This window comes from Caulobacter sp. GW822-FHT01G02, from assembly GCF_058802865.1.
In genome coordinates this window covers 320,064-342,357 of record NZ_JBXAON010000001.1, presented here as the reverse complement: position 1 = coordinate 342,357, position 22,294 = coordinate 320,064, and the positions used below count along the sequence as shown (strand labels likewise).

The 22,294-nt window shown below is 68.3% G+C and carries 14 protein-coding genes; 5 read left to right on the top strand and 9 right to left on the bottom strand.

The genetic code is table 11. The annotated features are described in order from the left end of the window. The first annotated feature begins 62 nt into the window (after positions 1-62). Together AC1RNC_RS01500 and AC1RNC_RS01495 are read left to right on the top strand one after the other, a co-directional pair. On the top strand, positions 63-1,316 hold the full coding sequence (locus AC1RNC_RS01500) for an FkbM family methyltransferase (protein ID WP_492883129.1): 1,254 nt from the start codon (positions 63-65) through the stop codon (positions 1,314-1,316). An 11-nt stretch (positions 1,317-1,327) separates the two neighbouring features. Beyond that, positions 1,328-2,632, top strand: coding sequence for a glycosyltransferase family 4 protein (locus AC1RNC_RS01495; protein WP_492883127.1), 1,305 nt, complete (start codon positions 1,328-1,330; stop codon positions 2,630-2,632). On the opposite strand, the gene AC1RNC_RS01490 is transcribed toward AC1RNC_RS01495, so the two are convergent. From AC1RNC_RS01490 to AC1RNC_RS01450, 9 genes are all read right to left on the bottom strand, one after another. Beyond that, complete coding sequence (locus AC1RNC_RS01490; protein WP_492883125.1) at positions 2,629-4,128, bottom strand: tryptophan halogenase family protein; 1,500 nt, start codon at positions 4,126-4,128, stop codon at positions 2,629-2,631. The two genes, AC1RNC_RS01495 and AC1RNC_RS01490, sit on opposite strands and share 4 nt — an antisense overlap. Positions 4,129-4,150: 22 nt before the next feature. Further along, positions 4,151-5,185 (bottom strand): cupin-like domain-containing protein, encoded by a 1,035-nt coding sequence (locus tag AC1RNC_RS01485; RefSeq protein ID WP_492883123.1) that lies wholly within the window; start codon positions 5,183-5,185, stop codon positions 4,151-4,153. 1 nt (position 5,186) lies between these two features. Then, the gene (locus AC1RNC_RS01480) at positions 5,187-5,918 is read right to left on the bottom strand and encodes a SapC family protein (protein WP_492883121.1); all 732 of its coding nucleotides are present in this window, start codon (positions 5,916-5,918) and stop codon (positions 5,187-5,189) included. Positions 5,919-6,011: 93 nt separating this feature from the next. Continuing rightward, positions 6,012-9,116 carry a TonB-dependent receptor gene (locus AC1RNC_RS01475; RefSeq protein WP_492883119.1) on the bottom strand — a complete coding sequence of 1,035 codons (3,105 nt, stop codon included), beginning with the start codon at positions 9,114-9,116 and terminating at the stop codon, positions 6,012-6,014. A gap of 441 nt (positions 9,117-9,557) precedes the next feature. Then, positions 9,558-12,524, bottom strand: a complete 2,967-nt coding sequence (locus AC1RNC_RS01470) for a TonB-dependent receptor (protein WP_492883117.1) — start codon at positions 12,522-12,524, stop codon at positions 9,558-9,560. A gap of 157 nt (positions 12,525-12,681) precedes the next feature. After that, positions 12,682-13,683, bottom strand: a complete 1,002-nt coding sequence (locus AC1RNC_RS01465) for a FecR family protein (protein ID WP_492883115.1) — start codon at positions 13,681-13,683, stop codon at positions 12,682-12,684. 84 nt (positions 13,684-13,767) lie between these two features. Beyond that, positions 13,768-14,256, bottom strand: coding sequence for an RNA polymerase sigma factor (locus tag AC1RNC_RS01460; RefSeq protein ID WP_492835254.1), 489 nt, complete (start codon positions 14,254-14,256; stop codon positions 13,768-13,770). Positions 14,257-14,348: 92 nt separating this feature from the next. Continuing rightward, positions 14,349-17,132 carry a TonB-dependent receptor gene (locus tag AC1RNC_RS01455; protein ID WP_492883113.1) on the bottom strand — a complete coding sequence of 928 codons (2,784 nt, stop codon included), beginning with the start codon at positions 17,130-17,132 and terminating at the stop codon, positions 14,349-14,351. 130 nt (positions 17,133-17,262) lie between these two features. Then, entirely contained in the window at positions 17,263-19,023 is a 1,761-nt protein-coding gene (locus AC1RNC_RS01450) for a Ca2+-dependent phosphoinositide-specific phospholipase C (protein WP_492883111.1), read from the bottom strand. Between the two features lie 320 nt (positions 19,024-19,343). Between AC1RNC_RS01450 and AC1RNC_RS01445 the strand changes: the two genes are divergently transcribed. From AC1RNC_RS01445 to AC1RNC_RS01435, 3 genes are all read left to right on the top strand, one after another. After that, positions 19,344-20,012, top strand: coding sequence for a hydrolase (locus AC1RNC_RS01445; protein ID WP_492883109.1), 669 nt, complete (start codon positions 19,344-19,346; stop codon positions 20,010-20,012). Positions 20,013-20,073: 61 nt separating this feature from the next. Next, positions 20,074-20,343: a DUF1427 family protein gene (locus AC1RNC_RS01440; RefSeq protein WP_492883107.1), complete on the top strand. Its 270-nt coding sequence runs from the start codon at positions 20,074-20,076 to the stop codon at positions 20,341-20,343. After that, on the top strand, positions 20,340-22,292 hold the full coding sequence (locus AC1RNC_RS01435) for an amidohydrolase (RefSeq protein ID WP_492883105.1): 1,953 nt from the start codon (positions 20,340-20,342) through the stop codon (positions 22,290-22,292). Before AC1RNC_RS01440 ends, AC1RNC_RS01435 begins: the two co-directional genes overlap by 4 nt. Positions 22,293-22,294: the final 2 nt, after the last annotated feature.

Sequence of the window (22,294 nt, the reverse complement as noted above, 5' to 3'; positions counted from 1 at the left end):
CTGGTAGCGGGCGTCGCGGTTATTCGGCCGGGACTTGTCGAGAACGGCTTAGGAAAATTGACTTGAGGCCCGTACGCCTGGACATGGCGATCCGCTCCGCCATGCGTCCCCCGCAGTCCGCGACCTCGGTCGCCGACCCCGCACCGCAACCCGCCGGCCCGCCGCCGCGCCGCCGCTTCGGCTTCGCCCGGCGACTGCTGGGGCCGGTGCTGTCGCCTGTCGCCAACTATGCGCGTCGCTATCTTCAGGCCAGCGTCGAGCATGAGCTGCGCGAGACGCGCGGCCACTTGAACGCGCTATCGGCCGAGTTGCAGGCGGTCAACCTGCGGCTGGACCAGACGCACGCCCTGCTGCACATGGCGCTCAAGCAGAGCGATGAGGCCACCCGCGCGCTGTCGGCCCATCTTTCACGGCTGGAACCGCCGCTGGCGCGCTTGGAAATGCGCGGCGACCAGTTCGGGTCGGAGCTGGCTCGTCTGCCCGGCCTGTTCGGCCCGCGCTTCGACGAGCTGGAGATCAAGGCCCGACCGCTGATCCACTACGACGCCGAGTCGACCGCCATCCGCATGCGCGACGGCTACATCCTGGCCCCGACGACCCTCCCCACCTTCGTGACGATGCTGGCCAACGCCACCAGCCGTGGCCTGGAGCCCGGCACCGGCGACGTCCTGCGTCGCCTGGTCCAGCCGGGCATGGTCGTCGCCGATGTCGGCGCCAATATCGGCCTGCTTACTCTGATCATGGCGTGGGCCGCTGGCCCAGCCGGCAAGGTCATCGCCTTCGAGCCCGAGGCGATCCCGCGCGCGAACCTCGAGAAGATGCGCCACCTCAATGGCCTATCCTGGGTCGAGGTCCGCGATCAAGCCGTGGGCGCGCAGGCGGGCCAGCTGACCTTCCACGTCAGCGACATCATCGGCCACAGCTCGCTCTACGCCTTGCCCGAGACCGAGGGCTCGCGCGAAATCCAGGTCGAGGTCGTGCGCCTGGACGCCGTGGCGCAGCGCATGGACGTGGTCAAGATCGACGTCGAGGGCGCCGAGCTGGACGTGCTGGCCGGCATGTCGGGCCTGATCGCCAAGAACAAGGACCTGGCCATCATCGCCGAGTTCGGCCCCGAGCACCTCAAGCGCGTCGGCCAGACTCCGGCCCAATGGTTCAAGGCTTTCGCCGATTCCGGCTTCAAGGCCTACATCATCGATGAGGCGACGGGCGCGGCCGAGCCGACCAACGCCAAGGCCGCCGCCAAGGTGGTCTCGGCCAACATCGCCTTCGTGCGCGCCGGCGGCGACGCCGAGAAGCGTCTGCTGCGGCGCTGAGGACCTCGCCCATGAAGATCTGCTGGGTGACGCCCTTCGTCCTGCGCTCGTCGATCGGTCGCGTCGGCGCCGAGGTGTCCAAGGCCCTGGCCCAGCGAGGCCACCAGGTCGAAATCCTGCGCTGCGAGGACAAGGACGACCCGGCCGAGCCGCTGCACCCGACCGCCCTGCGCGTGCATCACTGGCGGTCCTACGACCTCTCGCGCCTGCGGACCGAGTTCGACGTGGTGGTGGTCAATATCGGCGACAACTATCCCTTCCACGCCGGCGTGTTCGCGATCCTGGACGCCGCGCCGTGCCTGGGGATCTTCCACGACTTCTATATCTACAACCTGTTCTCGGGCTGGCTGCACTACAACGGCCTTGACTATCGCCGGCACGACGCCGAGATCGTCGCGACCTATGGCGAGGCGGCCCTGCCGCACGCCGTGGCCGTCCGCTCGGGCCAGATGCTGGACATGGGCGAGATCGCCCGGCATCTGCCGATGACCGAGTGGCTGGCCGGCCGCTGCGAGGCCGCCCTGGCTCACGCCCAGTTCTACGCCCCCAAGCTGGAGGCCGTCGTCCAAGGCCCGGTCGCCGTGACGCCGCTGTGCTGCCCCGATCGCGCCACCCCGCCGGGGCCGCCGAAGGCCAAGCGCCAGCTGACGATCACCACGGTCGGGGTGATGAACCCCAACAAGCGCGTCGACGACGTGATCCGCGCCATCGGGGGCTCCGACGCCTTGAAGGCGTGCGTCTATCGCCTGGTGGGACCGATCTCTGACGCGGAGCGCGCCAAGCTGGAGGCCGCCGCCGCCGAGGTCGGGTTCGACAATCTGGTCATCGACGGCGCGGTCGACGACGACACCCTGGACCGCCGCCTCGACGAGGCCGACATCATGGTCGCCCTGCGCAAGCCGGTGCTGGAAGGCGCCTCGGGCTCGGCCTGCGAGGGCATGCTCAGCGGCCGCCCGACCGTGGTCGCCCGCGCCGGCTTCTACGGCGAGCTACCCGACGACCTGGTCTTCAAGATCGACGGCGAGATCGTGGTCGAGGAGTTGCGCGACGTGCTCGAGCGTCTGGTCGCCGATGAGGCCCTGCGCCGCGAGACCGGCAAGGCCGCCCGCGCCTGGGCGCTGGCCAACCTCAACGCCGCCCGCTACGCCGAGGCCATCGAGGGCCTGGCCCAGGCCCAGGTCACCAGCCGCCCTCTGCTGGCCGTCGGCCGCCGCATCGGCGGCGAGCTGACCGCCATGGGCTTGACCGACACCGACCCGGCCGCCGCGCGGATCGGCGCGACGCTACAGAAGCTGTTCGCGCCGCTCCCGATCTAGGCGCTCTTGCTTACCGGAGGCGCGCAATAGCGGTCGAGGAAGGCCTGGTGCTGCGGCAGCCGGGCCACCATGCCGTCGATGTTGCGCTTGAGGTCCTCCAGCGCGCCCTTCAACTGCAGAGCCGGCATCAACCGACCCATGTGGTGATAGGTCTGAGGCTGGATCCGCTGGCCCAGCAGAACCTGTAGCCAGGAGTCGACCAGGAACAGCTCTCCAGGAGCCTGGTAGACCTGAGCGCTCTGGCGGAAGAGCTCGATGCGCTGGGCCAGGCTGTCGGGGATCTCCATCTCGCGCACGCGATCCCAGAACGGGCTGTCGGTCCGCTCGGTCGCCTTGTAGTGCAGGATGATGAAGTCGCGGATCTTCTCCAGCTCGTCGTTGGCCTGGCGGTTGTAGCGATCGACCGCCGCCTGGCTGATCCCGGCGAAGGGGAACAGCTGCATCAGCCGCGTCACGCCGATCATGATCAGGTGGATCGAGGTCGACTCCAGCGGCTCGACGAAGCCGCTGGCCAAGCCCAGGGCCACGACGTTCTTGTCCCAGGTCTTGCGGCGACGGCCCGTGCGATAGCGGATCAGTCGCGGCTCGATCAGGGTCTCGCCCTCGATCTCGCCCATCAACTTCGCGCGCGCATCGTCATCGGACATGAAGTCGCTGCAGTAGACGAGGCCATTGCCGACCCGGTGTTGGAGCGGGATCTTCCAGCGCCAACCCGCCTCGTGGGCGATCGCGCGGGTATAGGGGACGGCGGGCTCGGTCGAACGGGTCTGGACCGCCAGGGCGCTGTTGGTCGGCAGCCAATGGTCCCAGTCCTCGAAGCCGGCCTTCAGGGTCTGTTCGATCAGCAGGCCGCGGAAGCCGGTGCAGTCGACGAACAGGTCGCCCTCGACCACCTCGCCGCTCTGCATGACCAGGGCCTCGACGAAGCCGTCTTCCCCGCGCTGGCGGACGCTGGCGATCTTGCCCTCGACCCGGCGCACGCCGTCGGCCTCGGCCATGCCGCGCAGGAAACGGCCGTAGAGACCGGCGTCCAGGTGGTAGGCGTAGTTCAGCGGGCTCTCCTCGCCCGTATAGAACCTGTTCTGCTCGGCCGCCTTCAGCTCAAGGCAATAGTCGCCGAGATCACCGCCGAATCCCTGGTCGCGGGCCTGCATCCAGAAGTGATGGAAGCCGCCCATCCAGGTGGATTTGCCGACCTGACCGAACGAGTGGATGTAGCGGTCACCGATCTCGCCCCAATTCTCGAACGAGATGCCCAGTTTGAAGGTCGCCTGGGTGGCGCGCATGAACTCGGCCTCGTCGATGCCGAGCAGCGCGTTGAAGGTGCGGGCCGTGGGGATCGTCGATTCCCCCACCCCGACCGTGCCGATGTCTTCGGACTCGACCAGGGTGATGTCGAGCAGCGGGCCTAGCTGCTTGGCCAGGGCCGCGGCGGCCATCCAGCCGGCGGTGCCGCCGCCCGCGATCACCACCTTGCGGATCGTCTGCTGGGTCATGACGCCCCTCCCCTCGTTCTTGTTATCGGTTCAGGCGGTCGAGCAGATAAGCCCGCAGCCGCCTGGCCTTGATCTCGTCCATCGGTCCCAGCGGTCCGCGCGCGGCCTCGGGCAAATGCGCCCCGGCGCGATCGGCGGGGCCGAACAGGTAGTAGTCGAACAGGACCTTCCAGCCCTGCTTCTCGAAGTCGGGCCGATCGCGCAGGCTCAGCAGGCCGTGCAGCAGGGTGGTCATCGGCGTGTCGACGAAGCCCGGCGAGGCGTTCCACCAGTAGTTCACCAGCACGTTGAACGGCTCCAGCGCCTCGACCTGGTGCCACCACAGGGCCGGATAGACGAGGACATCGCCGGGCTCGAGCTCGGCCACCTGGGCGCTCGCGATCGCTTCGCGGAAAAGCGGATGCCGCTCGAAGTCGGGCGTTTCGAAATCGACCAGGCTGACCACCTGGCCGCCGGGCGTCGGCTCCAAGGGTCCGGGATACAGGTTGGCGACCTGGTCTGGCGGGAACAGGGTGAAGCGCCGCCGGCCCACGGCGCAGACGGCGATATTGTTGGACATGTCGTAGTGGGCGGCGGCCGTCGTGCGGTTGCCGATCCAGATCCCGGCCATCGGCGGCTGCGGGCCGAACACCTCGGGGCCCAGGCCCAGGTCGTTGGCGGCCTTCAGGCTGGGGAAATAGGCGTCGAGATCGGTCGAGCCGACATAGACCGACGGGGCGTCATTTCGGCCCTCGACCTCTTCGAGGCGGCGCAGAAAGGTCTCCAGCGGCGCGCGCTCGGCCTTGAAGTTCATGGCCGTCCGGGTCTCGTCGTAGAAGAACCGGCCCTTGATCGACGGCTCGCCGCTATAGCCCACCACCCGGCCGCCCTGGTCGTGAGCGCGGATGTAGTCGCGCGCCGCTTGGCTGGATTCGAGGCCTGCCAGCACAAGCGGCCAATCCCGCGCCAGGCCCTTGAAGATCATCGGCGTCTGGCCGGCCAGCACGGCGTCGAACGGGATCTGGGCCGGCGTCGCGACCGTGGTCTCCAGCGTCCGGCGGGCCGTCAGGGCGGTCACGTCAGGCCAATCCCGCGGAAGAGGCGCGCTTGCGGGTCTTACGGGCGATCAGGTCCTCGATATTGCCCATCGAGGCGATCAGGGCCCAGGCCGCGCGCAGCAGGCCCGACTGGTGCAGCCGCTCCAGGTCCGTCCCGGCGACGGCCGCCAGGCGATCGGGCGCCAGGGTGAAGACGTCCGGCACGTCATAGCTGGTCTGGTCGTCCAGCTTGATCTCGATGTCGATCGGCTCGATCAGGCCCAGTTCGTCGAAGGCCGCGAACATCGGGCCGGCCACCTCCAGACCTTCGTGGATGAGGCTCAGCGTGCGGTTGACGCTCTGCAGGTAGGGCGCGACGCCGCCGGCTGGCAGAAACAGGCGCTCGCCCGCGTCACGGCTGACACGCGGGTGGTCGAGGTCGACATGGATCATCGGCCGCGGCTCGGCGCCCAGCGCGTCGCGTTGCAGGGCGATCGAGAACGGGCCGCGCCGCTGGACGGCCGGGATGTAGCGGGCGTTCCAGCCGGTCTCGTCGAGGAACAGGTTCTCGTCGCGGTCCAGGCCCAGCAGCGCCACGGCTTGATAGGCGCCAGCGTCGTCCTTGCGGATCAGGATCGGATATTCGCGCTGAGCCGCTTCGAACTCGGTCGGCAGGAGCAGCGTCTGGTTCAGGCCGTCGCCGTACGCGACGCCGTGCTCGGCGATCACCCGCAGCTCGGCGTGATCGACGTTGTTGAGAAGCACTCGGTTCATGTCGGCCAACTCATGCTCGCGAATGGCTACTTCAAAGGAAGAAAGGGGCCGCCGCAAGCGGCGACCCCTTCATCCACTTCCAGGACTTCCGGTCTAGAAGCGGTAGCGAGCGCCGAGCAGGAAGCGGCGATCGATTTCCTGACCGAACCACAGCTCGTTTTCGTCACGAGCATAGGTGCGCAGGTGCTCCTTGGTCAGGTTGAGGCCTTCCAGCGAGATCGCCAGCTTCGGCGTCACGTCGTAGTTGACGCTGAAGTCCACTTGGCCGAACGGCGCGACATAAACCGGGTTGCGCGAACCACCGCGGTTGGTGGCTTGCAGGAACTTGTCACGCCAGTTGTAGATCAGACGGGCCGAGATCCCGTTCTTGTCGTAGATCAGCGTGGCGTTGGCCGTGTCCGACAGACCCAGCAGCGCGAACTGATCTTGCGACGGATCCACGCCGTTATCGAAGCCGACGTCGCCGCGCACCAGCGTGTAGGCCCCGGAGACGCCGAAGCCGGTGTCGCCGAAGAAGTGCTGGGCCGCGATTTCGAAGCCGTGGATCTTGCCGGTCTTGTTGTTGATCGGCTGCGAGATCTGGAAGTTGAACAGCGGGTCGCTGCTGTTGGCCGTGATGTCGGTGGCCGCCAGGATCTGATCGACGAAGGCCTGGTCCAGGTCGCCGCCGGAGATGCGGTTGGCCTGGAACTGCGTCGTCGCCGCCGCCACCGAGCCGGTCCGCTGGATCAGGGCCGTCATGGTGAACAGGTTCACGTCGGTCTGGTTGGCGCCGATGGCCGTCAGAGCGGTCTTGGCGTCGCCTGAACGGGTGCCCGCCGCGCCCGAACTCGGGTCACGCAGGCCGAACAGGTTGCCGTTCTTGGTGCCCGTACCGACAAAGTTGTTCACCCGCTTCTCGAAGAAGCCAGCCGATATGTAGCTGCTTGGCTTGTAGTACCACTCCACCGACACATCGAAGTTGTCCGAGATCAGCGGTTCCAAATCCGGGTTGCCCGAGGAGCCGAGCGGGATGGCCCCATTGGCGACCGGACGGTTCGGCGCGCCAGCCGACTGGGAGGCGAACAGGTTGCCGTATTCCGGACGCGCGACCGTGCGGCTGAACGAGAAGCGGGTGGTCAGGTTGTCCCGCAGGTCGACGCGGAAGTCCATCGAGGGCAGCAGGTTGTTGTATTTGCCCTTGCCGGAGATCGGTTGGTAGGTGCTCGAGGTCTGCACCGTGAAGTCGTTGTCGGCGGTCCACACGATGGCGCTGGGCGTGCGCACCAGCGACGTCGAGGTGACATCCGTCCGCTCGTAGCGAATGCCGGTAACCAACTCGGCCGGGAGACCGGCCAGTTCGGCCTTCCAGGTCACTTGGCCATAGACCGACGCTATGTTTTCCTTGACGCGGTTGTTGTCCTGGCCGGTGACCCCGACAGCGTTGCCCAGAGCCGCGTAGGGCTTGGACAAGGCGTTGTAGAGGTCGATCGCGTTGGCGCGGAAGGACACGAGGCCAGCGCCCGTCTGCTTCAGATCAAACGAGTTGAACTGGCAGGCCAGGCAGAATTGCTTCACCAGGCTGCCCGCGTACTGCTGGACGTCGCGGGGCGAGGAGATGCCCCAGCTGCCCAGGTCCTGCTGGGTGTTCAGGCTGGTCTGGATCATGGTCGAAGTGCGGTAGTCAGCCCCGAAGTCGAAGCGGCTGCCGTTGTCGTCCAAGTCCCAACGACCGTCGAGTCGGACTTCCTTGACCTTCTGCTGCTGGCGTTGGGCCGAGGTGCGGGCCACCTGGCTGCCCAGGTCACCGGCGTCCAGCACGCCGTTGCCATTGCCGCGCGGCGCCGCGTCGTTGATGCTGATGGTCTGCACCGGCACCGTGCCGCTGTAATCGACGCTGTGGGCGGAGACGACCGGCGCGCCGATCGAGACCGAGGTCATGCTGGTGCCGTTCGGGGCGTCCGGACGGCTGTCGGCCTTGGAGACGTGGCCGTCCAGGGTCAGGCTGAAGCGGTCATTGACCTTCCAGTCGCCGTTGAAGCCGACCGACTTCAGCGTGTCCTTGGTGGCGCGGTACTGCTGCTCGAAGCCCATGTCCTTGGTGCCCGAAAGCGTTTCGGACAGCAGGACGGCGGTGGCGACGACGGGGTTCTTGTCGAACGTCACCTTGTCGAACGGACGATTGAACCAGTTGGTGCTGTCGTTGCGGCGTTCGAACTGCTTGTTCTGGGCGTACAGCCCGTCCACGGTGAGGGTCAGGTTCTCGACGGGACGGTACTGGACCGACATCTGGCCGTTGATGCGCTCACGCTCGCCTTGCGAGAAGTGGTAACGGCTGTCGTTCGGGATCGCGACCAGGGTCGAGCCGCTGGCCGGCGCGTTGGTGATCTGGGTCGCGCCACCATTACGGACGAAACCGTTGGCGGGATTGATGAAATCCGAATAGGTCCGGATGTTCCAGTCGTTCGAGGTGGTGCTACGGCTGGTGAAGTCGCGCTTCTGATAGCTGCCGAACGCCGAGACGCCGAACTTCTCGCTGTCATCGGCCCAGTTCAGCAGGCCCGAGACTTCCGGCGTGAACTTGTGGCCGAAGTCGTCGACCTTCTTGTCCATGCTGGTGTCGTAGACGCCCTTGACGCCGATGCTGCCCGTCAAACCGGGCTTGCCATCCAGCGGACGACGGGTCTTGACGTTGATCGTGGCGCCGATGCCGCCCGTCGGAATGGCCGCGCGGCCGGTCTTGTAGACCTCCAGCGTGGTCACACCTTCCGAAGCCAGGTTCGAGAAGTCGAATGAGCGGCTGGTGCCCGACGCGAAGTCGGCCGACTGGTCGCCACCGACCGTGGCGACCTTGGCGGTGGGCATCGAGCGGCCGTTCAGAGTCACCAGGTTGAAGCTGGGACCAAAGCCGCGGACCGTGACCTGCGAGCCTTCGCCGTTGGTGCGGTCGATGGACACGCCGGTGATCCGCTGCAGGGATTCGGCGAGGTTGGTGTCCGGGAACTTGCCGATATCCTCGGCGGAGATGGCGTCGACGACGCCGCTGTTGTTGCGCTTGATCGCGATCGACCGTTCGAGCGAAGCGCGGATGCCGGTGACGACGATTTCGTCGACGGCGGTGTTTTCTTGGGTCTGCTGAGCCAGCGCTGAGCTGGCGAACATGGCCGCCGTGATGGCGACGCAAGAGGCAGACGCGTGCAAGCGACGAAGCCGCTTCATAGGCCGTTCCCCCTAATTAGCCCCTGTGGGGCGCTGTTTTTGTTACGCGCCGGAAGCATTTCCGACTGCTCTTCCCGTCCCGCGAGCCCTGGAGAAACAACCAACGCACGAGGTACTAGTTAGCGGTAACATCGGTCGCGGACCGTCGCAATGGCAAAATGACAGCGCTGGCAAGATTTTTTCAAGCCCGTTTGAGCCGGTTTTTATGACCACTGAATTGGACAATTCCCGCCGTTTCGGAAGGCTGGCGACACGACGGATCCTGGCCTTCGCGCCCTGGTTGCTCACTATTTCAGGATGGTAACCGGTGTCCCGCGGACAAATCGGCGGCTGGAGCGTGGCGGCAGAAAGTGTGAGCGGTTTCGGCGCCCGCCACGCTCTAAATGTTTGAGGCAGAGCCGGTTTTTCCGTTTCCGATGGTCCACCGGAGACGGACAGGCTCTACAGCCGCATGCGGATTCCGAAACCGAACGAGCGCCCCGAGCGGCCGATCTGCAGCGGACGGTCGCGCTGGCCCTCGTAGGCGGCCTCGACCGTGTCGGTCAGGTTGCTGGCCTCGACGTACAGCGAGACGCGGGGGCTCAGGTCGTAGGAACCGGCCGCGTCGAGATAGCCGGCGCTGGCGACCACGAAGCTGGACACCCCTCCCCCCTGCATGTCGGCCTCGGAGCCGAACGGCGAGCGCCAGGTCCAAGAGAGGTGGGCGTGCAAGGGGCCGCGCTCGACGAAGGGACTGATCGACCAGGACAGGCGCGAGACGCCGTTCAGCCGGCCGCGCCGGCCCTGGTCGTCGCGGCTGGCGGCGTCGACCCAGGTGGCGCTGGTCCAGACCCCGATCCCGTGGGCGAAGCGCCGGCTGAAGGCGGCCTCGAGGCCGGTCACCTTGGCCTTGCCCGCGTTGCGCGGCCTGGACATTGTCACCGTGGCCACGACCGGCGGCCCCGCGCGGGTGGCGAAGGTCAGGCGCTCGGGCCGGGCCGAGACGACGATGAAGTCGTCGATGGTCTTGTGGAACAGCGCCAGGCTGACACCGCCGAAGTCCTCGAACTCTCGCTCCAATGAGAGGTCGTAGTTGGTGGCCAGGTACGGCTTCAGCTCCGGATTGCCGCCGATGCCGGAGAACAGGGTCCCCGGCGAAGGATGGTCGATCTCCGCCTGGCCGCGCTGGTAGAGGATCGAGACGAGGCTGCTGGCGGGGACCGTGGCCGAGCGCAGGTCCGCCAGGGACGGCCGGGTGATGCTGCGCGAGGCCGCCAGACGCAGCCGCCAGTGCTCGTCGAGCGCGATCGCGAGGTTGGCGCTGGGCAGGGCAACGGCGTGGGCGCCCGTATAGCGGACCGGCTTGACGTCCATGGAGCCCGTCGTGGAGACGCCCAGCAGCGTGCCGGTCACCTCCGTTCGGGTCCGGGCGGTCCGCAAGCCGACATTGCCCGTGGCCGGGAGGCCCAGGACGCTCGTGGCGAAGTCCAGGCGACCGTAGGCGGCCTTGATGCGCTCGCCGACCTTGTAGGAACCCTGCAGATCCGCGCCGGTCGGGACCAGATCCTCGGCGTCGACGATCACCCGGTCGGCCTCGCCCGGCAGCACGAAGCCGGCGCGGAAGGCGGTGAAGTCGGCCGACGTCCAGGCCGGCGGTCGCGCGGCGATCAGCCGGTCGAAGGCCTCGCCGGGCGTGCCGATATCGAAGAAGCCGGCGTCGACGACCGTCCCGGCCCGCGGCGCGGCCTCGCGGTCGCGGCGCTGGAAGTCGCGCCCCCGATCGGTGATCTGCCCGCCCAGGCGCAGGCGCTCGAACCGCAGGGGTCCCAGCGTCCAGTCGACCGACCGCTCGGCGGCCACCAGTCCGGTGACGTCGTGGTCCTCCACGTGGGTGGCGCGGACGCCGTAGCGCGAGAAGGTCAGTTGGGCGGGATCGGTCAGGTCGAACGACGTCGACAACAGCGGCGTCTCGCGGCGCGCGATCAGGTCGGGCCCCAGGTCGAAGCCGTAGGAGACGCCCAACGGGCTGACCGCGCCGATCCTCTGCAGCGGCGTGTCGAGGTTGGAACGGGCGCTGGACAGGCTGAGGCGTGGCTCCAGGGTCCACCCGCCGGCGTCGGCCTTCATGGCCAGGCTCAAGGAGACGTTCTCGTGAACCTGGTCGGAGACTTCCAGGTTGTTGCCGATCTCGCCGGCGGCGATGCGGCCGCCGAGCAGGGTGCGGCCCTCGATCCGCGCGTCGCCCGCCGCCAGGGCCTGGGCCGCGTAGTCGCCGATCCCATAGACGATGCGGTCCTCGCGGATGCTGTTGTCGAAACGCGAGGCCAGGGTGTCGAGATAGAGCGTGACGCTCGGCGCGACCCGCCACTCGGCCCCGGCGAAGGCCGTGGTCCGCGCGCGCTGCTCCTGCTCGATCGTGGTTCGGATATCCTCGGGAACGGTCAGCGACGCGCCGTTGATTACAAGGTCGCGATAGCGCGAGATCTGAAAGCGGTCGTACTGGACCTCGCGCCGCTCGGTGGAGACGCCGGCGACCACGCCCAGCCGACCGTCGGCCCGCCGCCAGCGGCCGGAGATGGCGACGTCCGGCGACACGGCGTCCGAACGCAGCTCGGCGTGGGCGTCGGCGCGGATCGACAGGTACGACGCCCCCTCCAGCCCGCGCACCGTGCGGATGTCGATGTTCGAGCCGATGCCGCCGTCCACCAGATCCGCCGTCGCCGACTTGGCCACCACCGCACCCGCCAGCAGGTCGGCCGAGAGGGCGCGGAACCGGAACTGCCGGCCGCTCTGGGTGGAGTTGCGGATGTTCTCGTTGAACGCCACCGGCGCGCCGTTCAGGGTCACCGACTGGAACAGCGGCCCCAGGCCCCGGACGCTGACGAACTGGCCCTCGCCCACCTCGCGCTCGATGGCCACGCCGGGCACCCGCTGCAGGGCCTCGGCGAGGTTGGCTGCCGGCAGTTCGCCGATGCGGCCGGCCGAGACGGCGTCGACGATGGCGTCGGCGCGCCGCTTCTGGAGCAGGGAGTCCTCGATGCCGGCCACGAAGGCGGCGGTGATCGTGACCGCGTCCAGGTCCACCGGCGCTTCGGGAGCCGGCGCGACGCGAGGCGGCGCGGGCGTCGCCTCGGCCCAGACCCGCACCGAGGCGTGGTCGGCGATCTCATAGCGCAGGCCCGTGCCCGCCAGCAGGCGTTTCAGCGCCTCGCGCCATGACATGGTCCCGGAGACGGCGTTGGCGCGGTACGCGCGTCCCGGCTCGGTCGACAGAGCGAAGGCGCAGCCGGCCTTCAGGCACAGGGTCATCAGGGCGGCGCGGGCGTCCTGGGCGGGGATGTCGAAGCGCGGCGCGGGCCCTTGCGCGAACGCCGGCGCGGCCGCGGCCAGCGCCGCGATCGTCAGGGCGGGCACGCGACGGAAGGACATGCGGCGACTGGTGAAAACCCCCGGCGCTGCTGGGCGCCCAGGGTCTGGTACCGCCGCTTCGTGACAGACTTGCGAAGAGCCTGCCCTGATCGGCTTGTTCAAGCCGAGCAGGATAAGCAGGCTCGCCCAAAAGAACCGGCCTGCTCGCGAGAAGGCCCTATCTCGCGGTGGCGACAACCTCGTCCGGACCGGTGCGCTTCAGCATCACCGGCAGCACCTTGGCGGCGCGGTCGATCACCGTCCCGCGGCCGTCCAGCGGCAGCATGGCGGTGACACGCTGGCGACCCAGGGCCGGGTCGGCCAGGCGGATCCTGGCGTCGGTGTAGCGGTCCAGTTCGGCCAGCACCTCGGACAGCGCCGCGTCCTGGAACACCAGCCGGCGCTGGCGCCAGGCGACGGCGGTCGCCGGGTCGATCCGGGCCTCGCGCCGCACCGCGCCGCCGGCCTGGTAGGTGACCTGGTCGCCGGGGACGAGACGGACGGGCTCGGCCGAGAGTCGGGGCTGCGAAACCTCGACCGAGCCCTCCAGCAGCTCCACCCGGGCACGGCCGTCGCGGAGGCTCGTGGCGAAGTGGGTGCCGGTGACGATGACTTGCCGGTCGACCAGGGCCACCTGGAACGGGTGGACCTTGTCGTGGGCGACCGCGAAATAGGCCGCGCCCCTGTCCAGGGCGAGGCGACGGACCTTGCCGTCGACCTTGGCGCGCAGGGTGGTGGCGGTATCCAGCGTGACGACCGAGCCGTCGGCCAGGGTCACGTCGCGGATCTCGCCGACGGCGGTCGTGTAGGTCGCGGCGCCGGCCAGCGGATCCCGCAGGCGCGTGACCAGCGTCGGCGCGATCGCCACGGCCAGCACGGTGGCGACGAGACCGCCAGCCAGGGCGACGGGCGTCCAGCCGGGCTTTTTCGGACGACGCGCGACCATCGGCGCCGGTGGGATCAGGTTCAGCTCGCCGACGAGTTCGGCCCGCAGGTCGCGCGTGTCGCGCAGCAGACCCTTGGCGTCCTGATAGTCGGCGAGGTTCTTCGGATCGACCGCCAGCCAGCGCTCGAAGGCCGCCAAGGTCGAGCGCGGCGCATCGGGACGGCCCAGGCGCACGACCCAGTCCTCCGCGGTGCGCGGCTTGGCTTCGAACAGGCTGGCGAGACAATCGAGCATCTTGGCGGTTAGGCCTTCCCAATGAGCAGCGTGGACCGGTCTTGCCCGGGGCCCATCTTCACAACGATCCACAAGCGCGACACCTCAGGTCCCCCGCGCGGCTTTCAGCCGACGTAGCGCCTCGGCCAGGTGCTTTTCCACCATGCTGACCGAGACGCCGAGGCGGTCGGCGATCTGGCGGTAGCTGAGGTCCTCGAAGCGATGCAGCAGGAAGGCGTCGCGGCAGCGGGGCGGCAGCTCGCGGATGGCGGCGGCGACGCCGGCCAGGTCCTGGCGGGCGATCGAGCGGCGGTCGGCGGCCGGGTCCTCGCTGGGCGCGTTCTCCCAGGCCGCGGTCGTGTCGTCGGTATCGAGCCACAAGGTGCGGGCCCGCTCGCGGCCGGCCTGCTTCCAGTGGTCCTTCAGAAGGTTCTTGGCGATGGCGAACAGCAGCGGCCGGCTGTCGGCCTGGCCGATCGCGTGGCCGGCGCGATGGAAGCGGGCGAAGGTCTCCTGGACGATATCCTCGGCGTCTTCCAGCGACTGGCCGCGCCGCTGGAGAAACAGCACCAGTTCGGCGCGCAGCCCCGTCATGCCGCTTCCCCAATCACGCCCCTTGGGCGGACGCGCCGAAGCGCTCCCCCCGGCGAAGGGGGGAGCGCGCCCGGTGATGGCGTCCAGCGGGCTCAGAAGTTCATCCGCAGGCCGAGCGAGAAGCGCCGTCCCGACTTCTCGTACATGGTCGGGAACGACGGATCCATGGTGTAGCCCTTGGTGACCTCGTCGGTGACGTTGATCCCCTCCAGGCTCAGTTGGATGCGCTCGTTGACGTTGTAGCTGACCGAGATGTCGGTCTGGCCGTAGCCCGAACGCCAGATCGGATACATCTCGTAGCCGATGCCTTCGACGTACTTGCCCTTGTAGTTATAGGACACGCGGGCCTGGAACTTGTCGTTCTCGTAGTAGAGCGTGAGGTTGTAGGCCTTGTCGGCCAGGCCCACCGGCGGGGTCGGGACGCCGATGATCGACTGGCCGCTCAGCGAGCTGTCCAGGATCGTGTAGTTGGCGTTGACGCCGAAGCCCTTGGCCGGCTCCCACAGCAGGCCGAACGGCACGATGGCCACCAGTTCGACGCCGTCGACATTGTACGAGCCCGCGGCGTTGATCGGCTGGTAGACATCGAAGTCGTAGACGCCGTCGACCGTGCCGTTGGCGTTGTACTTGGTGACGCCCTTGACCGTGCCCGTCAGGGCCTGGCGGACGACACCCTCGATCTTCTTCTTGAAGTACGAGACGGCCAGCAGGCCGCCTTCCGGCAGGTACTTCTCGAGGCCGACTTCATATTGCTCGGCGAAGGTCGGTTTCAGGTTCGGGTTGCCGTCGGTGAAGCGGAACGAGTTCCAGCTGGCCGTGCGCTTGTAGGCCAGATCCGTCAGGGCCGGACGCATCAGGGTCTTCGACGCCGCGCCGCGCAGCACGATGCTGTCGGTGATGTCGGCGGTGAAGTTCACGCTGGGCAGCAGCTTGTTGTAGCTGCCGTCGCTGGACACCGGCGCGGGGGTATAGGTCGTGCCGCCGGTCGAGGTCTGAACCTGGTGGTAACCCGACGAGGTGATCGAGGTGTCGACGTAGCGAACGCCGCCGTTCACCGCCACCGGCACGGGGCCGACGTCGAAGCCCAGGTCGGCCATGGCGTACAGGCTCGTGACCTTCTCATCGACCTTGTAGTAGTCGCCCGGCGTGAACGGCGTGGTGAAGCCGGCGTAGCGGAAGGTCTTGCGCGCGTAGTCGTTGGAGATCTGGCTCCAGGTGATGTCGCGGACCGTGTAGTCGCCGCCCGGCACCAGATCGCCGATCGGGGTCAGCGTGCTGTCGGCCATGGTGCGGGTGTTGAGCCAGGCGGTGCTGCCCGGACCCGGTCCCTGGATGTTCAGCGCGCCGTAGCGGCGCTCCTTGGACTTGTCGGTGTAGCGGGCGCCGACCTGGATGGTCTTCAGCGCCGGGAAGAAGCCGATCGAGAACTCTTTCGTGTAGTCGGCCTGGGCCGCGTACTTGTCGTCGGTGATCTTCTCGAGAGACGTCTCATAGGCCTCGAACAGGTACTTCGACGGCGAATTGTACATGTCGATCGAGGCCGGATTGGCGCTCTTGATCGTCTCGCCGCCGGTGGCCGTCCAGCGGGTGCGCGACGGGGCGTAGGCCACGTGCTTCAGGTTCGAATAGTCGAGCGTCTTCTTGGCGCCCGAATAGCCGGCCAGGGCGTGCAGCTTCCAGGTCTCGCCGCGCCAGTTCAGGTCCGTGCCGAACTGGGCGTAGTCGGTCTTGTTGATCTGCTCCTTGCTGAGCATCTCGTGCTGGGTCGCGGTGTACGAGACGTCGCGCAGCACGACCATGTTGTAGTCGGCCAGGGTGGTCTTGTCGTAGCTGTGGATGGTCTCCAGCGTGCTCTTGCTCGAGGCCGAATAGGCGGCCGCGTCGTACTGGTCCTCGGTGGCGTCATAGCCGCCCAGCATCAGGTCGAAGGCGATGTCGAAATTCGCCGAGGGCTTGTACTGCAGCGAAGCGGTGCCGCCCCACTGGTCCTGGGTGTTCAGGTAGGCGCGGTCGCCGACCTTGTCCTGGAAGATGATGCGGCCGGTCTCGTTGCGATTGGTGTTGCTCTTGACGACGACGCCGGCGTCGCGGGCCAGGACGGCGGCGGCCTGCGAGGCGCGCGTGCCGCCGGCTTCCAGGAAGCGGAACATCGGGCGGAAGTTGATGCCCGAGTTGGAGTCGGTGCGGTTCGTGCGGCGCGCGGCCGAGAACGACACCAGGCCGCCCCAGTTCCCCCACGTATCGCTGGCCAGGAAGGCGACCTTCGGGTCGGTCTTCTTGGAGATCGAGTTGTAGGCGCCTTCGGTCGAGGCGATCAGCTTGCGGCCGCTGTAGTCGAACGGGCGGGCCGTCGAGATGTAGATCGAACCGGCGATGCCGCCTTCCTCGTCCGAGGCGCGCGGCGACTTCTGCACGGTCACCTGCTGGATGACTTCCGAGGCGAAGATGTCGAACTCGACGTCGCGGCCGCCGCTGCCCGAGGCCGTGGCCAGGTTGTTGATGGTGACGAAGGTGAACTCGCTGGGCAGGCCACGGACGCTGACCCGGCCGCCGAGGCCCTTGTTGCGCTCGATGGTCACGCCAGGCATGCGCTGCAGCGCCTCGGCCAGGTTCTGCTCGGGGAAGTTGGCGACATCGGTGGCCACGATCGAGTCCGAGAAGCCGATCGTCTCGCGCTTCATGTCCACGGCCTTTTCCAGGCTGCGGCGATAGCTGCCGGTGACGACGATCTCTTCGACCTGTGCGTTCTCGGCGGTCGCGGCGGCCACGGCCTGGGCTTGGGCGCCCGTCGCCGAGAACAGGCCGATGGCGGCGCAGCTGGTCATCAGCCAGGCCAGGTGGCGCGCACGGCCGCCGTTCGTGTTCAGTCCGATCATCCGCTCAATCCCCGAGGTGTTGTTGCGACGGCGGGAGGACCGAACACACTGGTTCGGCCCACGCCCCCGACGGCTTCAACGACGGCCCCGGACGCCCCCTCAGCGGCGAGATGTTGATTTCATCAAAACTTCACGGCCGGGCGGGTGAGGCGCTCTTCGCCCCGCCTTGGGAGAGGATCGCGTCCAGCTCGGCGCGGGCCGCTTCCATGTCGCGGCGGAAGTACGGCGAGACGTGTTCCGCGCCGTAGATCGTCGCCCCCGACTGCATGCCGGCCTCCGTGGCGCTGACGCTGTGCGAGCCACAGATCCAGCGGCTTTCGGCGTAGTCGCGGCCCCGGGCGTACAGCGCGTCGGCGCGGCTGGGGGCGAGTTCGGCCAGGATCATCGCCACGTGCATGCCGAACGCCGAGTGGCCCGACGGATAGTCCGGATTGCCGGCCAGGTGATCGCTCTTGGCCTCGCAGATCGGCGCGTCGGTCTTGCCGATGTAGGGACGCTTGGTCCCCCAGTGGGTCTTGGCGACGCCAACCACCGAGCGGTCTTCGCCGGCGCGTTCCAGCAGAGCGGCGAGGATTGGGGCCTGGGTCGGGTCGATCGTGACGCCCAACGCCTCGGAGAAGTGCTTCCAGGTCGTGCCGTCGACATCGTCGGTGGCCCGCTTCCAGCGCGCGGAGCCCTTCAGGCTTCGGCTCTGGTCGAAGATCGCCGCGTCGGCGATGGCGCGGGGCGAGCCGGCGGCCGGCGGGGCGGCCAGGATCTTGGTCAGGTCCGGGCGCTGGGCGGGGTCCAGATAGCCCTGGACCGGCGCGCCGGCCACGCTCTCGAACGGCGCGGCGCAGCCCTTGGCCATGCGAACGGGGTTGCAGGTCGCCGCCTCGCCGCCGGTCAGGCGCACGGTGTAGCCGCCGGCGAAGCGCGGGTCGGCCCACAGGTAGTCCGTCGAGACATATTGCGCGCCGCTGGAGAACGCGGCGCTGCGCATCGCGACGTCGTTCTTGCGGGCCTGGACGGTGTCGGCGTCGGCGCGGGTGCGGACGATGAAGCCGGCCTTCACGGCGGCGGCGATGCGGGCCCGGTCGCCGACCGGATCGTTGAGGGTCAGATAGGCGGCGGCCGGCGAGGCTTCGTCGGTGTTGACGAACATCGCCCGGCCTTCCAGCGACTTGCGGGCTCCGCGATAGGCCGCGACCTTCTCCGGGCCCTCGTCGAGGGCGAAGAACACCTTGCCGCGCGCCGCGCTCAGCGCCGGCCAGCCGTCGGCCAGCACCGCCTCGCGCAGGGTGGCGCGCTTGCCTTGGACCTGGTCTGGGGTGATCAGTTCGGCGTCGGCGAACACCGACCGGATCTCGGCGTCGAGGGCGTCGAAGGCTTTCTCGTCATACGGCAGGGCCGCGACGCCGCCGGGGAAGCTGGACGGGCCGTCCTTGGCGTTCAGCAGGATCAGGATCGGCGCGTGATCCGGGTGGGCCTTCGACCAGGCGCGGACCTCCGTCAGGCACACGACGAAGGTCGGACAGGTCGTGCGGAAATCGACGTCCTGCATGTGCAGGACCTTGTAGCCCGGCTTGGCCATGGCCGCCGCCCAGGCCGGAGCCGGGACGACGCCCTTGCCGAAGGCGGTAGCCGGCTTGGCGAAGCGACCGCCGTCGGGATCGCGCACCACGTCCAGCTCCAGCTGACGGGCGCCGGCGTCCAGTTCCTCCGCCAGCGGACGATGGCTGTAGTCGAGCCCCAAGGCCCCCTGCCCGGCCGCCGCCAGCATGGCCGTCATCTCGTCGGCCGGAATCGCGGCCTTGTAGGAATTGTGCGTGCCGACCGCGAGGATATCGTTCATCCGCGCCGCCTGGGCGCTGGGTTCGGCGGCCATCAGGGCCAGCAGCAGGCTCAGCATCGTCATCTCCCGGTACAGGTCGAAGCGGAGCCGTAATGCGGTTTTGTGACAGTCGTGCGCGAGCGGCCAGGTCCAGGCCCGATCTTCAGTCGCCGAGTTTCAGGCGGGTTCGTTCAAAAGGCGACACGACCCGCCGAGCCGTCGAACGCGTCGCTCCGTAGCCTGAGCACGCCTAATTCGTCGCGGCGGACGATAGCGTTTTTGGAAACGGTGACTTTCCACCATTTCCATTTATGCGGCGATGCGTCGCGGCCAGAGTGAGCTTGTCAGAACAACGGGGCGGCCGGGAACGGTCCTCCACCCAACGCAAAAGGACATCCATGACCCTCATCGCCACGCCCACCGCCGGCCCGCAACTGCTGACCCCGACCGACCACACCCTGATCATGATCGACTACCAGTCGCAGATGGCCTTCGCGACCCACTCGATCTCGGCCACCGAGCTGCGCACCAACGCCGCCCTGGTCGCCCGCGCCGCCGCCGGCTTCGGCGCCTCGACCATCCTGACCACGGTCGCCGAGAAGAGCTTCTCGGGTCCGATGTTCGACGAGATCAAGGACGCCTTCCCGGGCGTCGCCGCGCTCGACCGCACGTCGATGAACACCTGGGAAGACGCAGCCGTCATCGCCAAGGTCAATGAGATCGGCAAGCCGCGCATCGTGCTGGCCGGCCTGTGGACCAGCGTCTGCATCGTCGGCCCGGCTCTGTCGGCCATCGCCCAGGGCTTCGAGGTCTATGTCATCGCCGACGCCTGCGGCGACGTCTCGGCCGAGGCTCACGACCGCGCGATGGACCGCATGGTCCAGGCCGGCGCCCGCCCGATGACCTCGCTGCAGTACCTGCTGGAGCTGCAACGCGACTGGGCCCGCTCGGAAACCTACGACCTGACCACCGGCATCGCCCGCACCTACGGCGGCGCGTATGGCCTGGGCATCATCTACGCCAGGGCCATGTTCGGCGCGTCGGAAGGCCACGCCACCGCCGCCTGACGCCTCTCCTCGGGGCGGGATCCCAAGGTCCCGCCCCACTTCAGTTCACGGAGCGTCGGCGATGAAGCCCTACCTGCTGTCCCTCGGCGCCGGCTTGCTCGTCGGCGTGATCTACTCGCTGCTCGGGGTGCGCTCGCCGGCCCCGCCGGCCATCGCCCTGCTGGGCCTGATGGGCATGCTGCTGGGCGAACAGGCGGTCCCGATCGCCAAGCGCCTGATGACCAAGGCTCCCGTCGTGGCCTACCTGAAGACCCCCGAATGCGCCGGCCAGGTGCTGGGCCCTCAGGCCATCGCCAGTGATGGCCCCGATCCGCAAAAGGATCAGGCATGACCCTCGCCTCTCGCCCCCTCGATCGTCGTCAAGCCGTCGCCCTGGGCGCGGCCTTCCTGTCCAGTTCCGCTTTCGCCCAGCCTCGGAGGCCCGGCCCCATGACCGATCTGCTGCTCATCAACGGCAAGTTCACGACCCTGGATCGTAACAATCCGCGCGCTGACGCCGCCCTGGTCCGCGACGGCAAGTTCGCCGCCGTCGGCGAGGAGGGCGAGGTCCGCGCCGCCGCCGGTCCGAACCCGACGATCATCGACCTGAAAGGCCGTCGGGTGATCCCGGGCCTGATCGACAGCCACATGCACATCATCCGCGGCGGGCTGAACTACAACATGGAGCTGCGCTGGGACGGCGTGCCGACCCTGGCCGACGCCATGGCCATGCTGAAGAAGCAGGCCGCCAACACCCCGCCGCCGCAATGGGTGCGGGTGGTCGGCGGCTTCACCGAGCATCAGTTCGTCGAGAAGCGCCTGCCGACCCTGGACGAGATCAACGCCGCCGCGCCCGAGACGCCGGTGTTCATCCTGCACCTCTACGACCGCGCCCTGCTCAACCGCGCCGCCCTGCGCGCCGTCGGCTACACCAAGGACACGCCCAACCCGCCGGGCGGCGAGATCCAGCGCGACGCCTCGGGCGAGCCGACGGGCCTGCTGCTGGCCCAGCCCAACGCCACGATCCTCTACGCCACCCTGGCGAAAGGCCCGAAGCTGCCGCCCGAATACCAGCTGAACTCCACGCGCCACTTTATGCGCGAGATGAACCGCCTGGGCGTGACCGGGGTGATCGACGCCGGCGGCGGCTTCCAGAACTATCCCGACGACTATGAGATCATCGAGAAGCTGCACGCCGACGACCAGCTGACCCTGCGCATCAGCTACAACCTGTTCACCCAGAAGCCCAAGGCCGAGCTGTCGGACTTCCAGTCGTGGTCCAAGCAGGTCAGACCGGGCCAGGGCGACGACACGTACCGCCACAACGGCGCGGGCGAGATGCTGGTCTACAGCGCCGCCGACTTCGAGGACTTCCGCGTCGAGCGTCCCGAGATGCCGGCCAACATGGAGACCGACCTGGAGCCGGTGATCCGCCACCTGGTCGAGAACCGCTGGCCCTGGCGCCTGCACGCCACCTATGACGAGACCATCACGCGGGCGCTGGACGTCTACGAGAAGGTCAATCGGGACATGCCTTTTGGCGGCCTGCACTGGTTCTTCGACCACGCCGAGACGATCAGCGACCGCAACATCGACCGCATCGCGGCTCTGGGCGGCGGCATCGCCGTGCAGCACCGGATGGCGTTCCAGGGCGAGTACTTCATGGAGCGCTACGGAGCCAAGGCCGCCGAGGCCACGCCGCCGATCGGCAAGATGCTGAAGGCCGGCATCCCGGTCGGGGCCGGCACCGACGCCACCCGCGTCGCCAGCTACAATCCCTGGGTCTCGCTGAACTGGCTGGTGACCGGCAAGACGGTGGGCGGCACGCGGCTCTACCCGCCGGCCAACCGCGTCGACCGCGAGGAGGCGCTGCGCCTCTGGACCACCGCCAACACCTGGTTCTCGAACGAGGAAGGCAAGAAGGGCCAGATCGCCGTCGGTCAGCTGGCGGACCTCGCCGTGCTGGCCGACGACTACATGACGGTCCCGGAAGATGAGATCCCGCACCTGTCCTCGGTGCTGACCCTGCTGGGCGGCAAGGTCGTCCATGGCCAGGGCGAGTACGACAAGCTGGCGCCGGTGCTGCCGCCGCCGATGCCGGACTGGTCGCCGGTGCGGACCTTTGGCGGCTATCAGGACCGCTCGCGCGGCCACGCCCGAGCCCTGGCCAGCGCGTGCGGCTGCGCCAGCAGCTGCAACGTCCACGGCCACGACCACGCTTCGGCCTATACCCGCGAGGCGCCGACCAGCGATGCGCGCTCCTTCTGGGGCGCCATGGGCTGCGGCTGCTGGGCGGTATGACC